This window comes from Tropicimonas marinistellae (genome assembly GCF_001509585.1).
GTDB classification, from domain to species: Bacteria; Pseudomonadota; Alphaproteobacteria; order Rhodobacterales; family Rhodobacteraceae; genus Tropicimonas; species Tropicimonas marinistellae.
Genome location: NZ_LNCI01000005.1, coordinates 78,457 through 94,810, shown reverse-complemented (window position 1 = coordinate 94,810; position 16,354 = coordinate 78,457). Strand labels below are relative to the sequence as shown.

Genomic DNA, 16,354 nt, shown 5'->3' with positions numbered 1-16,354 from the left:
GAACCGGCGTTCGGCACAATACAAGGCTGACCCGACATGCTGGACCTTGGATGGAGTGAACTGCTTCTGATCGGCATCGTGGCCCTCATCGTGGTGGGTCCGAAGGATCTGCCGATGATGTTTCGTACTCTGGGCAAGTTCACCGCGCGCTTGCGGTCAATGGCGCGCGATTTCACCCGGGCGATGGAGGATGCCGCCGACGAGGCCGGCGTGAAGGACGTCGCGCGGGACCTGAAGAATGCGACCAACCCGCGGGCGATGGGCGCGGAAGCCCTGAAAAAGGCCACGGACTTCGACGATTTCGACCCGTTTGGCGAGGATGACGAAGTTGCCGACGAAGCGTCCGCCCGTCCCGCGCCGCGCGGCCCGCAAACCCAAAAAATGACCGAAGAGCGGGAGGACGCAGCCCGCAAGATCCGCGAAAGCGCGGCTGCCCGCGCCACGGCGCGCCTGGATGCCGAGGCCGCGGCACGGGCGTCCGAAACCGTTTCCGACGCCGGCGCAGAACCGCCTGCGGCCTCAGACAGTTCCAAGACGTGAGCAGACAGGCATGAGCGACCGCCCCGACGACGAGATCGAAGACAGCTCCGCGCCGTTGATCGAACACCTGGCAGAACTCCGGACCCGGTTGATCCGCTCCGTGGTGGCGTTCTTCATCGCCATGGTCGCCTGTTTCTTCGTCGCCGAGCCAATCCTCAACTTCCTGGTCGAACCAATCGCGGACATCTTGCGCAGCCGTGGGGAGAACCCACAGCTTATCTTCACCGCGCCGCAAGAGAAGTTCTTCGTTCTGATCCGTATCTCGTTGATTTTCGGTCTCGCGATCTCGTTCCCCTATGTCGGTTTCCAGCTTTGGCGCTTCGTTGCACCGGGTCTCTACCGATCGGAGAAGAACGCGTTCCTGCCCTTCCTGGTCGCCTCACCGATTCTCTTTCTTGCAGGCGCGTCCTTTGCCCATTTCGTGGTAACGCCACTCGCGATGAACTTTTTCATCGGCTTTTCTGACGCCATTCCGGCACTCGCGGCCATGTTGAGTGGTGAGGACATTCCGGCTGATGTGCAAAGCGAGGAATTGCGCACCGTGTTCCTCGGCTCGGTCCGGGAAAGCCTTGATCTGACCCTCAAGTTCATCATCGCCTTTGGCCTGTGCTTCCAGTTGCCCGTTTTGCTGACCCTCATGGGAAAGGCCGGGCTGGTCTCTGTCGCCGGCCTCAGGAACGTTCGCAAATACGCTATCGTGGGTATTCTCACCCTGGCCGCTCTGGTCACGCCACCGGACGTCATCACGCAGGTCATCCTCTTCGTCGTGGTCTACTCGCTCTACGAACTGTCGATCCTTCTTGTGGGTCGGGTTGAGCGGAAACGAAACGCGGAGCTTCGCGAGATGGGGCTCCTCGACGAAGACGAGGAAGAGGCGCCGGACGAGACCACGGAAGCAGCCAAGGGCGCCTGATGGACTTCACCGTCGAGGAACTGGACCGGATCGCCGCAGCCCTTGAACGGATTGCACCTGCCCCCACAGCCGCACCCGATTTCACGAGCGCCGAGGCTTTCGTCTGGCAAACCCAGCCCGACCGACTGGCGCAGGTGGAACGGGTCAATCGCGTCGACCTCTCGCTCCTGCTCGGGATCGACCGTGCCCGCGACACACTGCTTGCGAACACGCTGCAGTTCGCGCGGGGGCTTCCGGCGAACAACGCGCTTCTGTGGGGCGCGCGCGGCATGGGAAAATCCAGTCTTGTCAAAGCGGTCCATGCCGAGGTTCGTCGGCAGGGCGAAGACTTGAAGATCGTCGAATTGCAACGCGAGGACCTTCCGACGTTGCAACGTTTGCTTGGTTTGCTTCGGGTAGCAACGAGGCATCGGTTTCTCCTCTTTTGCGACGATCTGAGCTTCAGCCACGACGATCAGCACTACAAATCGCTCAAGGCGGTGCTTGATGGCGGGATCGAAGGCCGCCCCGATAACGTGCTCTTCTACGCCACGTCGAACCGGCGCCACTTGATGCCGAGGGACATGATCGAGAACGAACGATCCTCCGCGATCAATCCCTCGGAGGCGGTGGAAGAAAAGGTGTCGCTCAGCGACCGTTTCGGCTTATGGCTCGGCTTCCATCCCTGCAGCCAGGACGAATACCTCGCCATGATCGCCGGCTATTGCGCGGCTCATGGTATCGAGGTCGACGCAGAGACCCTGCGGGCCGAGGCGATTGAATGGCAGGCCACGCGCGGTGCGCGTTCAGGGCGCGTCGCGTGGCAGTATTTCACCGATCTTGCCGGACGGCTCGGCGTGGTGCTGAGGTAGTCGGCACCTCGCGTGCCCGGATGCGTGCCGGTAGCGCGCCATTGCGAGCCCGATCCGCCCGTTGCTCCGGCCACAACCTTCCCCTAGGCTCCGCGCGACCAAACGGGACCCAAGCGGAGGACATCCCCATGACCGACGGCCGCCAACTCGGCTTCGACACCCTTCAGATCCACGCGGGCGCTGCGCCCGACCCGGCGACCGGCGCCCGGCAAACGCCGATCTACCAAACGACGGCGTATGTCTTCCGCGATGCAGACCATGCCGCCGCCCTCTTCAATCTTCAGGAAGTGGGCTACATCTATTCCCGCCTAACCAACCCCACGGTCGCAGCGCTGGCCGACCGGATTTGCGCTTTGGAAGGCGGTGCGGGCGCGATCTGCTGCTCGTCTGGTCACGCGGCGCAGATCATGGCGCTCTTCCCGCTGATGGGACCGGGGCTCAACATCGTTGCTTCCACGCGGCTCTACGGTGGCACGATCACGCAGTTCTCCCAGACAATCAAACGCTTCGGGTGGTCGGCGAGGTTCGTCGACACGGAGGACGCCGAGGCGGTCAAGAACGCGATTGACGAGAACACCCGCGCGATCTTCTGCGAGTCCATCGCCAATCCCGGCGGCTACATCACCGATATCCCCGCAATGGCCGCCATTGCCGACGCGGCCGGTATTCCGCTGATCGTCGACAACACTTCCGCCACGCCCTACCTCTGCAACCCGATCGCGCTCGGGGCGACGCTCGTGGTGCATTCCACGACGAAGTACCTGACCGGTAACGGCACGGTGACGGGCGGGTGCGTGGTGGATTCCGGCAAGTTCGACTGGTCGGCGTCTGGCAAGTTTCCGTCGCTGAGCCAGCCGGAACCAGCCTATCACGGCCTCGTCTTCCACGAGGCGCTCGGGGCCATGGCCTACACGTTCCATTCCATCGCCGTAGGCTTGCGCGACCTTGGCATGACGATGAACCCCCAAGGTGCACATTACACTCTGATGGGGATCGAAACCCTGTCGCTGCGCATGGAAAAACACGTGGAAAACGCGCGCAAGGTTGCCGAATGGCTGGAGCAAGACCCGCGGGTGGAGGCGGTAACCTATGCCGGCCTGCCTTCGTCCCCCTACTACGAGCGCGTTGCAACCATCTGTCCAAAAGGCGCCGGCGCGTTGTTCACCTTTGCCGTCAAGGGCGGTTTCGACGCCTGTGTGAAACTCGTGGATTCGCTGGAGCTTTTCAGCCATGTGGCGAACCTCGGGGATGCGAGGTCACTGGTGATTCACTCGGCCTCCACCACGCACCGCCAACTCACGCCCGAGCAGCTGGAAGCCGCCGGGGCGGCACCCGATATGGTGCGCGTGTCGATTGGCATCGAGGATGCCGAGGATCTGATCGCCGATCTGGATCAGGCCCTTGCCAAGGCGACGGCCTGACACCCGACGGCCGCGGTTCAGGGCGCTGCAAACACTCGAGAGACTTTCACGACGGGGGCGGCACAGCCGCCCCCTCCTTTCTGGAGCGTCGCCAATGACGAGGCGCTCTGAAGTTTCACCGTCAGATTGGTTTGCCCAATCGGCAATCGCGACGGGTTATGGAAAAAGCCATGGGTGTGCTGCGGTCATAGGCGGGGCGATGCCTCACCCAGCGGCTGCTGGAGCGGGCAGTTCTTGGGTCCAGCCGGCATCTCGCCTGCCCCTGTGGGCCCTGGCCACGCCAATAGCGCGGCCATCAGGCAGCCAAGAACGAAAATCGCCCGCAAAACAATATAGGTCAGATGCGCGCGCATGGATGTCTCCGCTCAGTTCGCTTGACGGTTGTCTGGCGCCACGTCATCCAACGCGGAGATCTTCGCACGGTCCCGAATGTGCCGCTTCACCAGCACGTCGGCGTGTTTCGGCATCTTCGCAATGGTGACGTCCGCCTCTGCCATGACAACCCGCGCCCGGCGCAAGGAATGATGCATCACTCGCGTTTCGGGCGCATCCGGAACCGGTCCCACCACCGCAATGACCGTATCGGCCCCGGTCACGATCCGCTGCCCTTCAACGTGCGGATCGAGTGACCCATCGAACCAACGTGCCATTTCGGCGTCCGAAATCTGCCCTGCACGCCCATCAATCTGCGGACTATCGGCTGGCAGCGTTCCGCTCCCGGCCCAGGTCTTTTCCAGATCGGTCGGCTGGCCTATTCCGGCCCGTGCCCATTCGCAGGCGGCGATCGCGTCATTGTCCATCGCCTGCACGGGAACGCGTGGCGGCAGGTTGGCGACGGCCGGCAGATGCCCTCCCAGCAACGACACACCCGACACCTTTGCGCCCCGCGCCAAGTGCACGTTCCATAGCACGCGACCGTGATCGGCCTGCAAAACAAGATGCACCGGCACGACCGTATCGGTAACGACAACATCCATCACCGAATACCGGAACGGCGCCGCGACGCTTGCGGTTTCGAGAACTGCCGTGGGAAAGCCACGGTTCACACCGACTGTGCCTGTGGAGGTTTCCGCGACACGTTCCGGCGCAGCGGTTTGCCGAGCAAGCAAGAGGTCCAGTTCGGCCTCTTTGAAGGCGTAGAACGGCGCCTTGAAGGCAGTTTCGTTCGAGGAAACGCCTACGACCCGGCTTCCAGACATCGGCGCTCGGAACCGGCAATCTTCCGCAGGCTCCGCCGTGCGGATCTGTCCAGGCACTTCTGACATCAACGGGCGGTGATAATTCGCGATAACATCGCTGATGGGAACCTTCCCGCGCCGCTCGGTCGCCGCCAGCTGCGCGGGGGCACCTTCGCGGCCGATACCGCCTTGAGTAAGATCTGCCTCGCTGCGCTCGCCCGGCACCGGGTTCGGCGCGTTCTCGCCATGGAGGTAGCCGGATTCCGCCGGACGCGCGCGCGCCTCTTCCCGACCAAAACCAAGCTGCCCGACACCACCTGCGCCGCCAGAAAGAAAGTATGCGCCACAGAGTGCCGTACCGCAGACGAACAGTAGTATCTTGCCGTTCATTGTCATGTCGCCGTGTTTCTTCGGCGATCACGCTATTCGGAGAAGATGGCGCGTGTTGGGCGACAATCCGACGATTGCCGCCCAAACTGTCATTGTCGCGGAGACAAGGCGTAGGTGATCGTCACGGCCGATGTCACAGACAATTCGCCTGCGGCGACCGGAACGCTACCGCCGGAAAAACCGTCGGCTTCGGCGCGCATCATCCTCGGCGATACGGGTCCTCCCAGCTCCTCGATCGACAAGATCGGCCCGAGTGAAACCCCAGCCGCATCGACATAGACCGCTGCCCTACGCATGGCATCTTCTACCGCCTTTCTGCGCGCGAAATCATTCACAGTTTCAGGCTCTTGAATGCCGAAGCTGAGACCGCGAAAGAGGTTCGCGCCATCCTGCGCGACCGCGTCGAGAAGGCTACCAAGCCGCTCAAGGTCTCGCAGCCGGACCGTAACCTCGGTGGAGGCTTCGAAGGTGCCGAGGTCGACGCCGTTTTCATTCCGTGTGGCATCGCGTTGCGGCTTTGGTCGCACGGTCAGGCTGCTGGTCTGAATATCGCGCTCGGCTATTCCCGCGGATTGCAGCCGTTCCAAGACGGCTCCCATGCGGGCGCTCATTTCCCGGACTGCACCGGAGGCGTCCTTGTCCGATGCGACCACGCCCAAGCGCAGCACGGCCATGTCCGGCGCCACGTTCACACGGCCTTCTCCCGAGACCGTAAGGGTCGGATGCGCCTCTTTTGCGGTGTTCTCCTGTGCCAGCGCCGCGCCGGCCCCAATTCCGATTGCCACGGCCAGCGCCGCCGCCGTCATATGCCTGTATCCCATCTTCACTCTCCGTTTGTGCCATTCCCGGCAAACCTACAGGTTCAGACGCGCTCGGAAGGTCGAACCTTGGCGCCAATTGTGTTTCACTCTGCAATTTCCTGCGATACAAATGGGGCACCTTCGGTGCGTGGCCGCGCCATCCTTTTAGCCGCTTCAGAAAGGTGTGATGACCCCGACCTTCGCCCTCACTCTCGATTCCGACGGAATCGCGCTGCTGAAACGCGATGATGCGGGCTGGAAACCGGTCGGGAGCGTTGGGATCGACGATCCGGACCTTGGGACACGGCTGATGGAATTGCGATCGCTCGGCGAGGCGCTTTCCGGTGATGTGCCCTTTGCCACGAAGCTCGTACTCCCGAATTCCCAGATTCTTTATACCCAAGTACCCGCAAGCGGCCGAGACGGGCAGGACGGCGCCGCGCGGGCGGCAAAAGCGCTCGAAGGCGCTACCCCGTACGCACTGGAAGAACTGGCCTACGACTGGGCTTGGGCGGAACAGGGGCTTTGCATCGCGGCGGTGGCACGGGAGACGCTGGAGGAGGCCGAAGATTTTGCGAGCCTGCATCGTTTCAACCCCGTGAGTTTCGTGGCGGTTCCACCCGACGACGGGTTTCCAGCGGAGCCGTTTTTCGGGCCCACGGGACAGGCGGCACAATGGATGCCGACCGGGGAGACCCCGCGCCGCGACAACGCACCGGTGCGCGTGCTTTCCGGCCCCGCCGTGGAAACCGCAAGCGATCCGCGCGAAACTGATCGTGATTCCGGACCGGAAAAGGAGTTGGCGGCTTCTCCCCCTCCGGGTCCGGCGGTGCCTGACGCGGCCTCCCCGCCGATTGACGATACCGCGGAAGAGCCGACAGTTTCCATTCTGGATGCACCGATCACTTCCGATGCGGACGTTTCGCCGACGTTTGCGCGCTCAAACGCCGCCGCTTCCACCGTCGCGACGGAGCGCGTCCTGAGCGAAGCCGCCGCAACAATTCTCCCGGAAGAACCGCCGGACCTTTCCAATTTCCGCCACGAGACCGATCGGGACCCCGGGGAAGCGCCGTTCGCAGAAGAAATACCGCTCGAAGACGATGCCCCGCCGCTCACTCGGGAGGCGGCGGATGCCGATGAGAAGACGTCCACGGCTTCCTCGCCGAGCTTCAAGTCCAAACGCGGGCACGCCGCGCCGGACGTGCCCGTTGCAGCAAAGCCGGCACCGCCGGCCGGCGTTTCAGCTGGCGTGGTCGCAAATGGGGCCGTGCAGGCACCGCCGGCCAATGTTGACGCTGAGGAAGATGTTGATGTGGATGCACTGGCCGCCGCCGCCGCAGCCAGTCTCGAAGCCCCATCGCGCCGCCGTCGATCCGGTGTTGAGCGTGCAACACCCGATTTCAATGCACGCCGACCCCCGCAAGCCGGGTCCGCCACGCGCGGCCGAGTGGTCGGTCTGGCCATCGGGGCAGCGGCATTGCTGGGGTTCGCTGCGCTTTGGACGCTCGTGCTCGATGCACCAGACAACCCCGAGGAGTCTCCGGAAGTTGAGACGGCCGTGGCTCCGCCGGAGGTAACCGTTACGCCCGGCGTACCTGTCGCGTCATCTTCTGAAGGCGCTTTGCAGGGGGCCGACGATCTGACGGAATCATCCGGTGCACCGGCGCCAGAAGCCGACACCGCCTCGATCGCCCCCGTTCAGCCAGAACCGCCATCAAATGCCCTGGAGCCTTTGGCCCCCTCCCCGGATAGCGCGGAAACGACCGCGAACGCGCCCGCTCCCCAGCCGATCGCGAGCGGACCGGCCCGGGACGGGACGCCGGAAGCGAAGGAGCCCGACGACCCCCTCCGTCGCACGATGCCCGATCCGGCCATCGCTGACGCGGTCGCGCCCGCTGACGTGCCGGGAAGCGTGGCTCCAGAGGCAACGGCGACCGGTCCGGTCAGTCTGCAATTTGCGGCGGAAACCTATGTCGCCACGGGAATCTGGATGCGTGCGCCCGAGCCGGGCTTCGAGCCTGACGCGGATTCCCTCGACACGCTCGAAATCGCGGCAATCGATCCCGTGGTGCGCAATGAAGATGCCTTTGCCCTTCCGGAGATCGAGGCGGATATCGACCGCGGCCCTCGCTTGCCAACGCCCCCGCGTCACCCCGACGCGAAAGCGGAAGTCGGTGCCGGTGGTCTCGTGATCGCCACCGAAGCCGGCACGCTCTCGCCCGGCGGCGTGCTGATCCACTCCGGGCGCCCCTTTATCGTGCCGCCGCGACGCACCGCATCGCTGGAGGAATCGGTCGTGGCACGTGCGGTCGCAGACGATCCGCTGGCTGAATTCAGGCCACTGCGGCGCCCCGGCGACCTTGTGGAGACCACCGAGCGCGCTGTTTTCGGGGGCCTCACTCGGGCCGAACTCTCGGGGTTCCGGCCGCGTAGCCGCCCTGTCTCCGAACAGGAGGTCGCCGAAAGCCTCGATGCAGCGAAACGAATGGCCGACGCGGAAACGGCTACAGCGCAGGACGCTGGGGAAATAGCCGCGAACGAGGACATCGGAACCGAGGTCTCTCCCGAGGACGCCGCCCTTGCCGCGGATCTCGCCAGCGCGACGCGTCGCGCCGTGCCAGCCTCGCCTGTCCCGCGGCTGCGCCCGGCGAATATTTCGCAGATTGCCGATCGTGCATTGCGACAGCAGGAACGCGACCGGCAGGTCATCGCGCAAGCCACCGCACAGGCCGCGGCGGAAGCCGAGGCGGCCCGCAGCGAGAAAATCGCGCAGGCGGCATTGCGCGCCGAGGCGGAAGCCAAGGCGAAGGCCGAAGCGGTCGCGAAAGCGGAGGCAGAGGCCGCAGAACGCGCACGCCAGGCAGCCGCGGAAGCTGCCGCCGCTTCTGCAGCGGCGTCGGCGCGTGTCGGACCCGCAGTCCCGAACCGGTACAAGGCCAACCCGACCGGCCCCACGCCGGCAGCGGTCGCACGGCGCGCGACGCTGGAAAACGCGGTTGCCCTCAACAGGGTCTCTCTGATCGGTGTCTATGGAACGTCGAACGAGCGTCGGGCCCTGGTCCGCCTACCATCGGGCAAGTACCTGAAGGTCAAGGTAGGGGACCGGTTGGACGGCGGGCGCGTTGCCACAATCAGCGCCAGCGAGCTGAAGTACTCCAAGGGCGGTCGCTCCGTCACGCTGAAGATGCCCAAAGGCTAGGCATTTGTGCGGCTCAATGTATCGTCCTTGAAATCGTGGTTCTGCGGCATCTTGACATGGACAGCGGACAATTGCGCGGAGTAGCTGTTAGCGCGAAAGATCATTGGACGTGGTAGAATAGATCCGGCGGGTTTCGCCCGGCCGTATGCAAGTAGAACAGATACCGCCCGCGCCCGTGTTAGCGGCTCGGCGGGTGCGGAAAGGAACGGCATATGGAAGGCTTCTTCGACGAGGCGACGATCCTGCTGGGCGCCGCCGTCATCGGGGTGCCACTGGCCGCGCGACTTGGGCTGGGGTCGGTGCTTGGCTACCTCCTCGCCGGAATTGCCATTGGCCCGCTCCTGCATCTTCTGGGCGTCGAAGCGGAGACCCTGCGCCACTACGCCGAGTTCGGCGTGGTAATGATGCTGTTCCTGATCGGGCTGGAACTGGAGCCGCGAATCCTCTGGGAGATGCGCGACAAGCTGGTCGGCATGGGCGGTCTTCAAATCGGGCTTACGACGGCGGCGGTGACGGCGTTGTCGATGCTCATGGGCGAAACATTCAACATGTCGCTGGCCATCGGGCTCATTCTGGCGCTGTCGTCAACCGCCATCGTGTTGCAGACGCTTTCCGAGAAAGGGCTGATGAAAACGCCCGGCGGCAAGGCGACCTTCTCCGTTCTGCTGACACAGGACATCGCTGTCATTCCCATGCTGGCGCTGATCCCGTTGCTCGCCATGCCGGAACTACCGCAACTCGACGCATCGGGGGCGATCGTTCGTCCCGGTCTGGACGGCGAAGAGCACGCGCCCGCCCATTTGTCCCTGCTTGAGGGGTTGCCCGGCTGGCAGGCGGCCCTTGCGATCATGGGCGTTATCGCCGCCGTCATTGTCGGCGGCACCTATGTGTCGCCCCTGCTCTTCCGGTTCGTCCACATGGCGAAAATGCGGGAAATCCACACCGCGACGGCGCTGCTGATCGTCTTCGGCATCGCCTATCTGATGACGCTGATCGGCTTGTCGCCGGCACTGGGCGCCTTTCTTGGCGGGGTCGTGCTGGCCTCCAGCGAGTTCCGCCACGAACTCGAGGCCAACGTCGAGCCCTTCAAGGGCCTTCTGCTCGGGCTCTTCTTCATGTCGGTGGGCGCCGGCATCGACTTCAGGATCATGATCGACAATATCGGCACGGTGGTCGGTCTGACGCTGTTGCTGGTGCTGACAAAGGGCGTCATTCTGATCCTGCTCGCCAAGCTCTTCGATCTGCGTCGCCGCGACCGCTGGTTGTTCACCCTCAGCCTTGCCCAAGCCGGTGAATTCGGCTTCGTACTGGTGTCATTCAGCCAACAGGAAAACGTGCTTCCAGATCGGCTTTCACAGACCCTGTTGCTCGTGGTTGCGCTGTCCATGCTGCTGACGCCGCTGCTCTTCATTCTCTACGATACGATCGCACACCGCCTCGGCGAACATACCGAGGCGACCGACGTCCACCGCCACCACGACGAGATCGACGAGCAGGCGCCGATCATCATCGCCGGGATCGGCCGCTTCGGACAGGTGGTCAACCGGATGGTGGAGATGGCCGGGTTGAAGTGCACCGTGCTCGATCACGATCTGCAGGCGATCGAACTGATGCGCCACTTCGGGTTCAAGGCCTTCTACGGAGATCCGACCCGGCCCGTCCTGCTTCATGCTGCGGGTCTCGGCACGGCGCGGGTTCTCGTCGTCGCGCTCGACGACAAGCAGGCGACAAGCCGATTGGTCCGCTACGCACGCTCTCAACGGCCGGACCTCCACATCGTGGCCCGCGCCCAGGACAGGGTGCATGTCTACGAGTTGTACCAGGCCGGTGCCGATGACATCGTGCGCGAGATGTTCGACAGTTCCCTGCGTGCCGCCCGCTACGTGCTGGAAAACATGGATTACTCGGAGTTCGAGGCGAGCGAGGTCGAACGGGCGTTCTACAAACACGACCGCATGACCCTGCGCGAACTTGCCCCCCTCTGGGACCCCGAAAAAACGCTGCGGGACAACCCGGCATACCTCGCGCGTGCGCGTGAACTGAACAAGGTACTGGAAACCGCGCTTGTGACCGCACTCGAAGTCCAGGACGTGGAAAACCAGGAGCACGTATCAACCGTTCCGAAGACGGTGGATTGACCGCGCGCTCCCCAGATCCCTTTGTTGCGCAGCGCGCGGCGCGCCATTTCGTGCCCAAAATAACCGCCAAGCGGCTAGAATCCCCGCCAAATCGGCCGCCAAGTTGACCCGTGCGGCGGCCTGCTGTAAACGGCAGGCGTCCGCGATCCGCGCGGAACCAAGCCGCCGGGGCGTCAGATCGTTACGTCCCAATCAATCGCGGCCCTTCCGGGGCTGCCAAAACTGGACGTACATGACAAAGTTCTCTGACTTGACCCTGGACCCCAAGGTCCTGAAAGCCATCGAAGAAACCGGCTACGAAACGCCGACACCGATTCAGGCCGGCGCCATTCCGCCCGCGCTTGAAGGCAAGGATGTTCTCGGCATTGCCCAGACCGGAACCGGCAAGACAGCCTCTTTCACGCTGCCGATGATCACCTTGCTGGGGCGTGGCCGCGCCCGCGCCCGAATGCCCCGCTCGCTGGTGCTGGCGCCGACGCGGGAACTGGCCGCGCAGGTGGCGGAGAATTTCGATGCCTATGCCAAGTACACCAAGCTCACCAAAGCGCTGCTGATCGGCGGTGTTTCCTTCGGCGAACAGGACAAGCTGATCGACAAGGGCGTCGATGTTCTGATCGCGACGCCGGGTCGCCTGCTCGACCATTTCGAACGCGGCAAGCTGCTGCTCACCGGCGTTCAGGTCATGGTGGTGGACGAAGCGGACCGAATGCTCGACATGGGCTTCATCCCGGACATCGAGCGGATCTTCCAACTTACGCCGTTCACGCGCCAGACCCTCTTTTTCTCGGCTACCATGCCGCCGGAGATCGAGCGGCTGACGAGTACCTTTCTGCATGCCCCGGCAAAGATCGAGGTGGCGCGCCAGGCGACCACGTCGGACACGATCACCCAGGGTCTCGTGCAGTTCAAACCGTCGCGCCGGGATCGCTCTGCGAGCGAAAAAAGGGCTGTGCTGCGGTCTCTGATCGAACGCGAAGGCGAGAAGTTCCGGAACGCGATTATCTTCTGCAACCGAAAGGTCGACGTGGATATCGTGGCCAAGTCGCTGAAGAAACACGGGCTCAACGCCGAGCCGATCCACGGCGACCTGGACCAGTCGCACCGGATGCGCACGTTGGAGGGGTTCCGCGACGGCTCGATCACCTTCCTTGTGGCTTCGGATGTCGCCGCGCGTGGCCTCGACATCCCCAACGTGAGCCACGTTTTCAACTTCGACGTGCCGAACCACGCGGAAGATTATGTCCACCGGATCGGCCGCACGGGCCGCGCCGGCCGCGAAGGAACCGCGCTCATGATCGCGACGCCCTCCGACGACAAGGCGCTCGCCGCGATCGAGGACATGGTCAAACAGCAGATTCCGCGGCTCGACGCGCCGGACCTGCCCAAGCGGGAGCGGCGATCCGGCCGCAAGGCGGCGGACCCCGAGGCACCTGACGCGACGGGTGAAACGCCGCGCGAGACGGCCGAAGAACCACGTAAGGACCGCGAGACCCGCGCGCCCCGCCGGTCGTCACGCGGCCGCAGGGGCGAGCGCGATGATGGCCCGGTAGTGGGCATGGGCGATCACGTCCCCGATTTCCTCACGCGGTCATTTGCAGATTCGAAGGTCGGCTAGCCCCGACGACCTCCTACGCGAATGGGCTGAGAGCGCCGTCGAGCACGGTGTGCCTGGCACGCGGAACGCGTGCCCCGCCCAACGGGAGGAGGGCATCTGCGATGCCAGACGACGGGCGGGAGAGCCACCCGTCGGCCTTTTCAGCGGCACATTGACAGTGGCTGTTCCGGGGGCTACGCCGAGGCCTCTGACACCTGCCTAACCAGGCTCCACGCGCAACCCCGACGATCCGCGGCGTTCACGCCGCCCGCGTGCGGATTCGCTCTTACCAGAGGCCCAATGACCCAGATCGCCACGACCGCCGAACCCCGCCTGACGTCGCTCTCCCACGGCGGCGGTTGCGGTTGCAAGATCGCACCGGCCGTCCTTTCGGAGATCCTGCGGGAGACGACGGCGATGACCTTTCCCGAGGAAGTTATCGTCGGCAACGAGACCGCCGACGATGCCGCCGTCTACCGACTGAACGACGATCAGGCGCTCGTCGCGACGACCGATTTCTTCATGCCGATCGTCGACGACCCGTTCGACTTCGGCCGGATCGCCGCCACCAACGCACTCAGCGATATTTATGCGATGGGCGCCCGTCCGATCATGGCGCTGGCCCTGGTCGGCATGCCGATCAACGTCCTTTCCAAGCAGACCATCGGCCGGATTCTCGAAGGCGGGGCGTCGGCGGCGCGTGGCGCCGGCATTCCCGTGGTCGGCGGCCATTCCATCGATTCCGTGGAAGCGATCTACGGGCTCGTCGCCCTCGGTCTCGTCCGACCCGAGCTGGTGAAGAAGAACGCTGGCGCCCGCCCCGGCGACCGTCTCGTGCTCGGAAAACCGCTCGGTGCGGGCGTGATGTCCGCGGCCCTCAAGGCCGAGGCCCTCGATGCATCGGGCTATGCACAGATGATCGCGACCACGACGCAACTCAATACGCCCGGTCCGGAACTCGCGGAAATGCCGGGCGTTCACGCGCTGACCGATGTTACGGGTTTCGGCCTGGGCGGGCATATGCTGGAGATGCTTCGCGCGGGCGGCACTGCGGCAGTGCTGGACTGGGCCTCGGTGCCGGTGATGGACGGCATTCCGGAGCTGCTCGAACGAGGCTTCGTAACCGGAGCGTCCGGGCGCAATTGGTCAAGCTACGGCAGCGAGATCGACCTGGACGGAGGGCTGTCAGACCTGGATCGGGCGCTCCTCACCGATCCGCAAACGTCCGGCGGCCTCCTGGTGGCCTGTGCCCCAGAAGCGACGGACAGCGTACTGGCGCTTTTCCGCAAACACGGCTTTGCCGCCGCCGCGGAGATTGGCTCGGTCACGTCGGAACCGGGCACGGCGCGTCTGCACGTCGCCTAGGCACGGCCCCGCCCGTTACTCCGTCAGTACGGTTGCAGCTTCCTGCCGCAACCGGGAGAGAACGGTCGGATCCTCGGCGAAATGCGCGGTCGCCTCTTCGAACGCGGCGCGTGCCTTGTCCTGCGCGCCGATTACCGCGTAGGAGCGGACCAGCATGATCCAGCCATCGGGATTGTCCGGCACCTCCTCCAGCTTTGCTGCGAGCCCGGCCACCATTCCGTCGATCATGTCATCGCGCTCGTCCTCGCTGAGATCGGCCGCTGCCGCGATATCCTCCGGAGACGGGCCGGAGACGCTGCCGGGTTGCGCGATCAGGTCGAGGCCAAGCCTGCGTGCCGCCTCGTCGATCTTGGTCTGCACGAAGGGGGCGGCGGCATAGGCCTCTCGCGCTGATGCCAGCGCCTCTGCTGCCGCGTCGTCCTCCCCGGCAGCCACATGGAGACCGGCAAGCTCGATCCACCCCTTGTAGTCGAACGGATCGCCGGCCAGTGCCGTCTCGAGAGACTCCCGTCGCGCCACGGATTCTGCCGCGGTTTCCACCGAAACCGTTTGACCGCCAGCGGCCGCGATTTCCTCCGGCGTGGCATCGGGAAGGTAGGTCGCGAGGTCCGCCTTGGCAAATCGCGCCATGTTGACCATGTCACGGCGCACCAGCGGCATCCAGGGCGCGTCGGGTTGGCTGTCCCGGGCGAGTGCGGCCCAATCCTCCAGCGCTGCCTCGAACTGCTGGGCCTGCGCCTTTGAGAGCGCGATGTAATAGCGGGCGCGCACGTCCGGACCGCGGTTCAGGACCTGCTCGAATATCAGCCGCGCGGCATCGGGCACCTTGTTGCCATTGGCCAGCGTCATTGCCTCTGCATAAGCCGACAGCACGCCAGGGCTGTCACCATCGAGTTCCGCCGCCTTGCGGTAAGCCTCGACCGACGATGCATGGTCACCAATGGCGGCGTAGGATTGGGCGAGCGTCCACCAATCTTCGAAGGATTGGGGGTTCTCCGACGTCTTGTCGATCAACAAGGCGATCCGGCTGGTCATGTCTCCGGCCGCTGCGCGTTGTTCCAGAATATCCGTGCGGCGCGCGGCGAGCGGCTGATCTTCGGCGGCGGGCATGCCGCTCCAACCATAGCCTACGAGCGCGATGAGTGCCGCGACACCGGCCAGCACGCCCGCTCCGGCCACCGACCTTTGCGACACGGAAAAGCCGCCGCCCATGTTCCGCGCCGCGAGCAACGCCCGACGCTCGATTTCCCGGCGCGCCTGGTCCCGCTCTTCCGGTGAGATCAAGCCAGCCGACAGGTCGCGCTCGACTTCCTCCAGTTGGTCTCGATAGACGGATATCGCGCCGTCGCTATCATCCATTTCAATCGTACCGCCCTTCAGGAACGGGCGCGCGACCCAAAGGCCTGCAAACGCGGCGGAAATGACAATGAGTATCCAGAACGCCATCATTGTTCTCCGTTCAGGAGGTGCTGCGCCTCAGCCCTGTCCGCCGCGCTCAGTTCGGGAACAACGCGCCGCTCCCGGCTTCGGTGGTAGGTCAGCAACCCGATCCCGCCGATCCCGAGGAACAGCACCGGCGCGAGCCAGAGCACGAGCGTATGGCCCTCCACAGGTGGTTTCAGCAGCACGTAGTCGCCGTAGCGGTCGGACACGAAGGCGATGACCTCGGCGTCGCTGTCCCCTTCCGCCATCCGTTCCCGCACGACCACGCGCAAATCGCGGGCAAGACCGGCATTGGAATCGAAGATCGACTCGTTCTGGCAGACAAGGCAGCGAAGCTGGCGGCCGATATCGCGGGCACGAGCCTCCTGCGCCGGATCTTCGAACATCTCTTCCGCGTCGAGCGCCTGGGCCGGCGGCGTGGTTCCGGTCAGCACCACCGCAAGCAGGCAGGGGAGGAATGTGCCGCACAATACATGCCAAACGGACCGGAAGAGGGAGCGAGGATCGGGTATTTCACGCATC

General features: G+C 64.4%; 12 protein-coding genes. 8 read left to right on the top strand and 4 right to left on the bottom strand.

Annotation, left to right across the window (positions count from 1 at the left end; all coding sequences use genetic code 11):
* The first annotated feature begins 36 nt into the window (after positions 1–36).
* The 4 genes from tatB to ARC39_RS11610 all read left to right on the top strand — a co-directional run bounded on the left by tatB (position 37) and on the right by ARC39_RS11610 (position 3,725).
* Entirely contained in the window at positions 37–540 is a 504-nt protein-coding gene (gene tatB / locus ARC39_RS11625) for a Sec-independent protein translocase protein TatB (protein ID WP_068114619.1), read from the top strand.
* A gap of 10 nt (positions 541–550) precedes the next feature.
* Positions 551–1,453 carry a twin-arginine translocase subunit TatC gene (gene tatC / locus ARC39_RS11620; RefSeq protein WP_068114617.1) on the top strand — a complete coding sequence of 301 codons (903 nt, stop codon included), beginning with the start codon at positions 551–553 and terminating at the stop codon, positions 1,451–1,453.
* Entirely contained in the window at positions 1,453–2,304 is an 852-nt protein-coding gene (locus ARC39_RS11615) for an ATP-binding protein (protein ID WP_068114615.1), read from the top strand. Before tatC ends, ARC39_RS11615 begins: the two co-directional genes overlap by 1 nt.
* A 128-nt stretch (positions 2,305–2,432) precedes the next feature.
* A complete protein-coding gene (locus ARC39_RS11610) occupies positions 2,433–3,725 on the top strand; it encodes an O-acetylhomoserine aminocarboxypropyltransferase/cysteine synthase family protein (RefSeq protein ID WP_068114613.1) in 1,293 nt (430 codons plus the stop codon).
* Between the two features lie 365 nt (positions 3,726–4,090).
* Here the strand turns inward: ARC39_RS11610 and ARC39_RS11605 are convergent, their stop codons facing one another.
* Complete coding sequence (locus ARC39_RS11605; RefSeq protein WP_068114611.1) at positions 4,091–5,293, bottom strand: hypothetical protein; 1,203 nt, start codon at positions 5,291–5,293, stop codon at positions 4,091–4,093.
* Between the two features lie 89 nt (positions 5,294–5,382).
* Positions 5,383–6,114 (bottom strand): SIMPL domain-containing protein, encoded by a 732-nt coding sequence (locus tag ARC39_RS11600; RefSeq protein WP_068114609.1) that lies wholly within the window; start codon positions 6,112–6,114, stop codon positions 5,383–5,385.
* 166 nt (positions 6,115–6,280) lie between these two features.
* Here ARC39_RS11600 and ARC39_RS11595 point away from each other — a divergent pair, with 166 nt between their 5' ends.
* From ARC39_RS11595 to selD, 4 genes are all read left to right on the top strand, one after another.
* Positions 6,281–9,292, top strand: coding sequence for a hypothetical protein (locus tag ARC39_RS11595; protein WP_068114607.1), 3,012 nt, complete (start codon positions 6,281–6,283; stop codon positions 9,290–9,292).
* Positions 9,293–9,504: 212 nt separating this feature from the next.
* On the top strand, positions 9,505–11,430 hold the full coding sequence (locus ARC39_RS11590; RefSeq protein ID WP_068114605.1) for a cation:proton antiporter domain-containing protein: 1,926 nt from the start codon (positions 9,505–9,507) through the stop codon (positions 11,428–11,430).
* 232 nt (positions 11,431–11,662) lie between these two features.
* Positions 11,663–13,045, top strand: coding sequence for a DEAD/DEAH box helicase (locus tag ARC39_RS11585; protein WP_068114603.1), 1,383 nt, complete (start codon positions 11,663–11,665; stop codon positions 13,043–13,045).
* Between the two features lie 279 nt (positions 13,046–13,324).
* Positions 13,325–14,389, top strand: coding sequence for a selenide, water dikinase SelD (gene selD, locus ARC39_RS11580; protein WP_068114601.1), 1,065 nt, complete (start codon positions 13,325–13,327; stop codon positions 14,387–14,389).
* 15 nt (positions 14,390–14,404) lie between these two features.
* Here selD and ccmI read toward each other — a convergent pair whose 3' ends face one another.
* Together ccmI and ARC39_RS11570 are read right to left on the bottom strand one after the other, a co-directional pair.
* Positions 14,405–15,835, bottom strand: coding sequence for a c-type cytochrome biogenesis protein CcmI (ccmI, locus tag ARC39_RS11575; protein ID WP_068114600.1), 1,431 nt, complete (start codon positions 15,833–15,835; stop codon positions 14,405–14,407).
* On the bottom strand, positions 15,835–16,353 hold the full coding sequence (locus ARC39_RS11570) for a cytochrome c-type biogenesis protein (protein ID WP_078059243.1): 519 nt from the start codon (positions 16,351–16,353) through the stop codon (positions 15,835–15,837). Before ARC39_RS11570 ends, ccmI begins: the two co-directional genes overlap by 1 nt.
* Between the last annotated feature and the right edge of the window lies 1 nt (position 16,354).

What these genes read in the sequence shown, in the direction of transcription:
- tatB (WP_068114619.1), top strand. Translation starts at nt 37, where the DNA reads ATGCTGGACCTTGGATGGAGTGAACTGCTTCTGATCGGCATCGTGGCC.
- tatC (WP_068114617.1), top strand. Translation starts at nt 551, where the DNA reads ATGAGCGACCGCCCCGACGACGAGATCGAAGACAGCTCCGCGCCGTTG.
- ARC39_RS11615 (WP_068114615.1), top strand. Translation starts at nt 1,453, where the DNA reads ATGGACTTCACCGTCGAGGAACTGGACCGGATCGCCGCAGCCCTTGAA.
- ARC39_RS11610 (WP_068114613.1), top strand. Translation starts at nt 2,433, where the DNA reads ATGACCGACGGCCGCCAACTCGGCTTCGACACCCTTCAGATCCACGCG.
- ARC39_RS11605 (WP_068114611.1), bottom strand. Translation starts at nt 5,293, where the DNA reads ATGAACGGCAAGATACTACTGTTCGTCTGCGGTACGGCACTCTGTGGC.
- ARC39_RS11600 (WP_068114609.1), bottom strand. Translation starts at nt 6,114, where the DNA reads ATGGGATACAGGCATATGACGGCGGCGGCGCTGGCCGTGGCAATCGGA.
- ARC39_RS11595 (WP_068114607.1), top strand. Translation starts at nt 6,281, where the DNA reads ATGACCCCGACCTTCGCCCTCACTCTCGATTCCGACGGAATCGCGCTG.
- ARC39_RS11590 (WP_068114605.1), top strand. Translation starts at nt 9,505, where the DNA reads ATGGAAGGCTTCTTCGACGAGGCGACGATCCTGCTGGGCGCCGCCGTC.
- ARC39_RS11585 (WP_068114603.1), top strand. Translation starts at nt 11,663, where the DNA reads ATGACAAAGTTCTCTGACTTGACCCTGGACCCCAAGGTCCTGAAAGCC.
- selD (WP_068114601.1), top strand. Translation starts at nt 13,325, where the DNA reads ATGACCCAGATCGCCACGACCGCCGAACCCCGCCTGACGTCGCTCTCC.
- ccmI (WP_068114600.1), bottom strand. Translation starts at nt 15,835, where the DNA reads ATGGCGTTCTGGATACTCATTGTCATTTCCGCCGCGTTTGCAGGCCTT.
- ARC39_RS11570 (WP_078059243.1), bottom strand. Translation starts at nt 16,353, where the DNA reads ATGCGTGAAATACCCGATCCTCGCTCCCTCTTCCGGTCCGTTTGGCAT.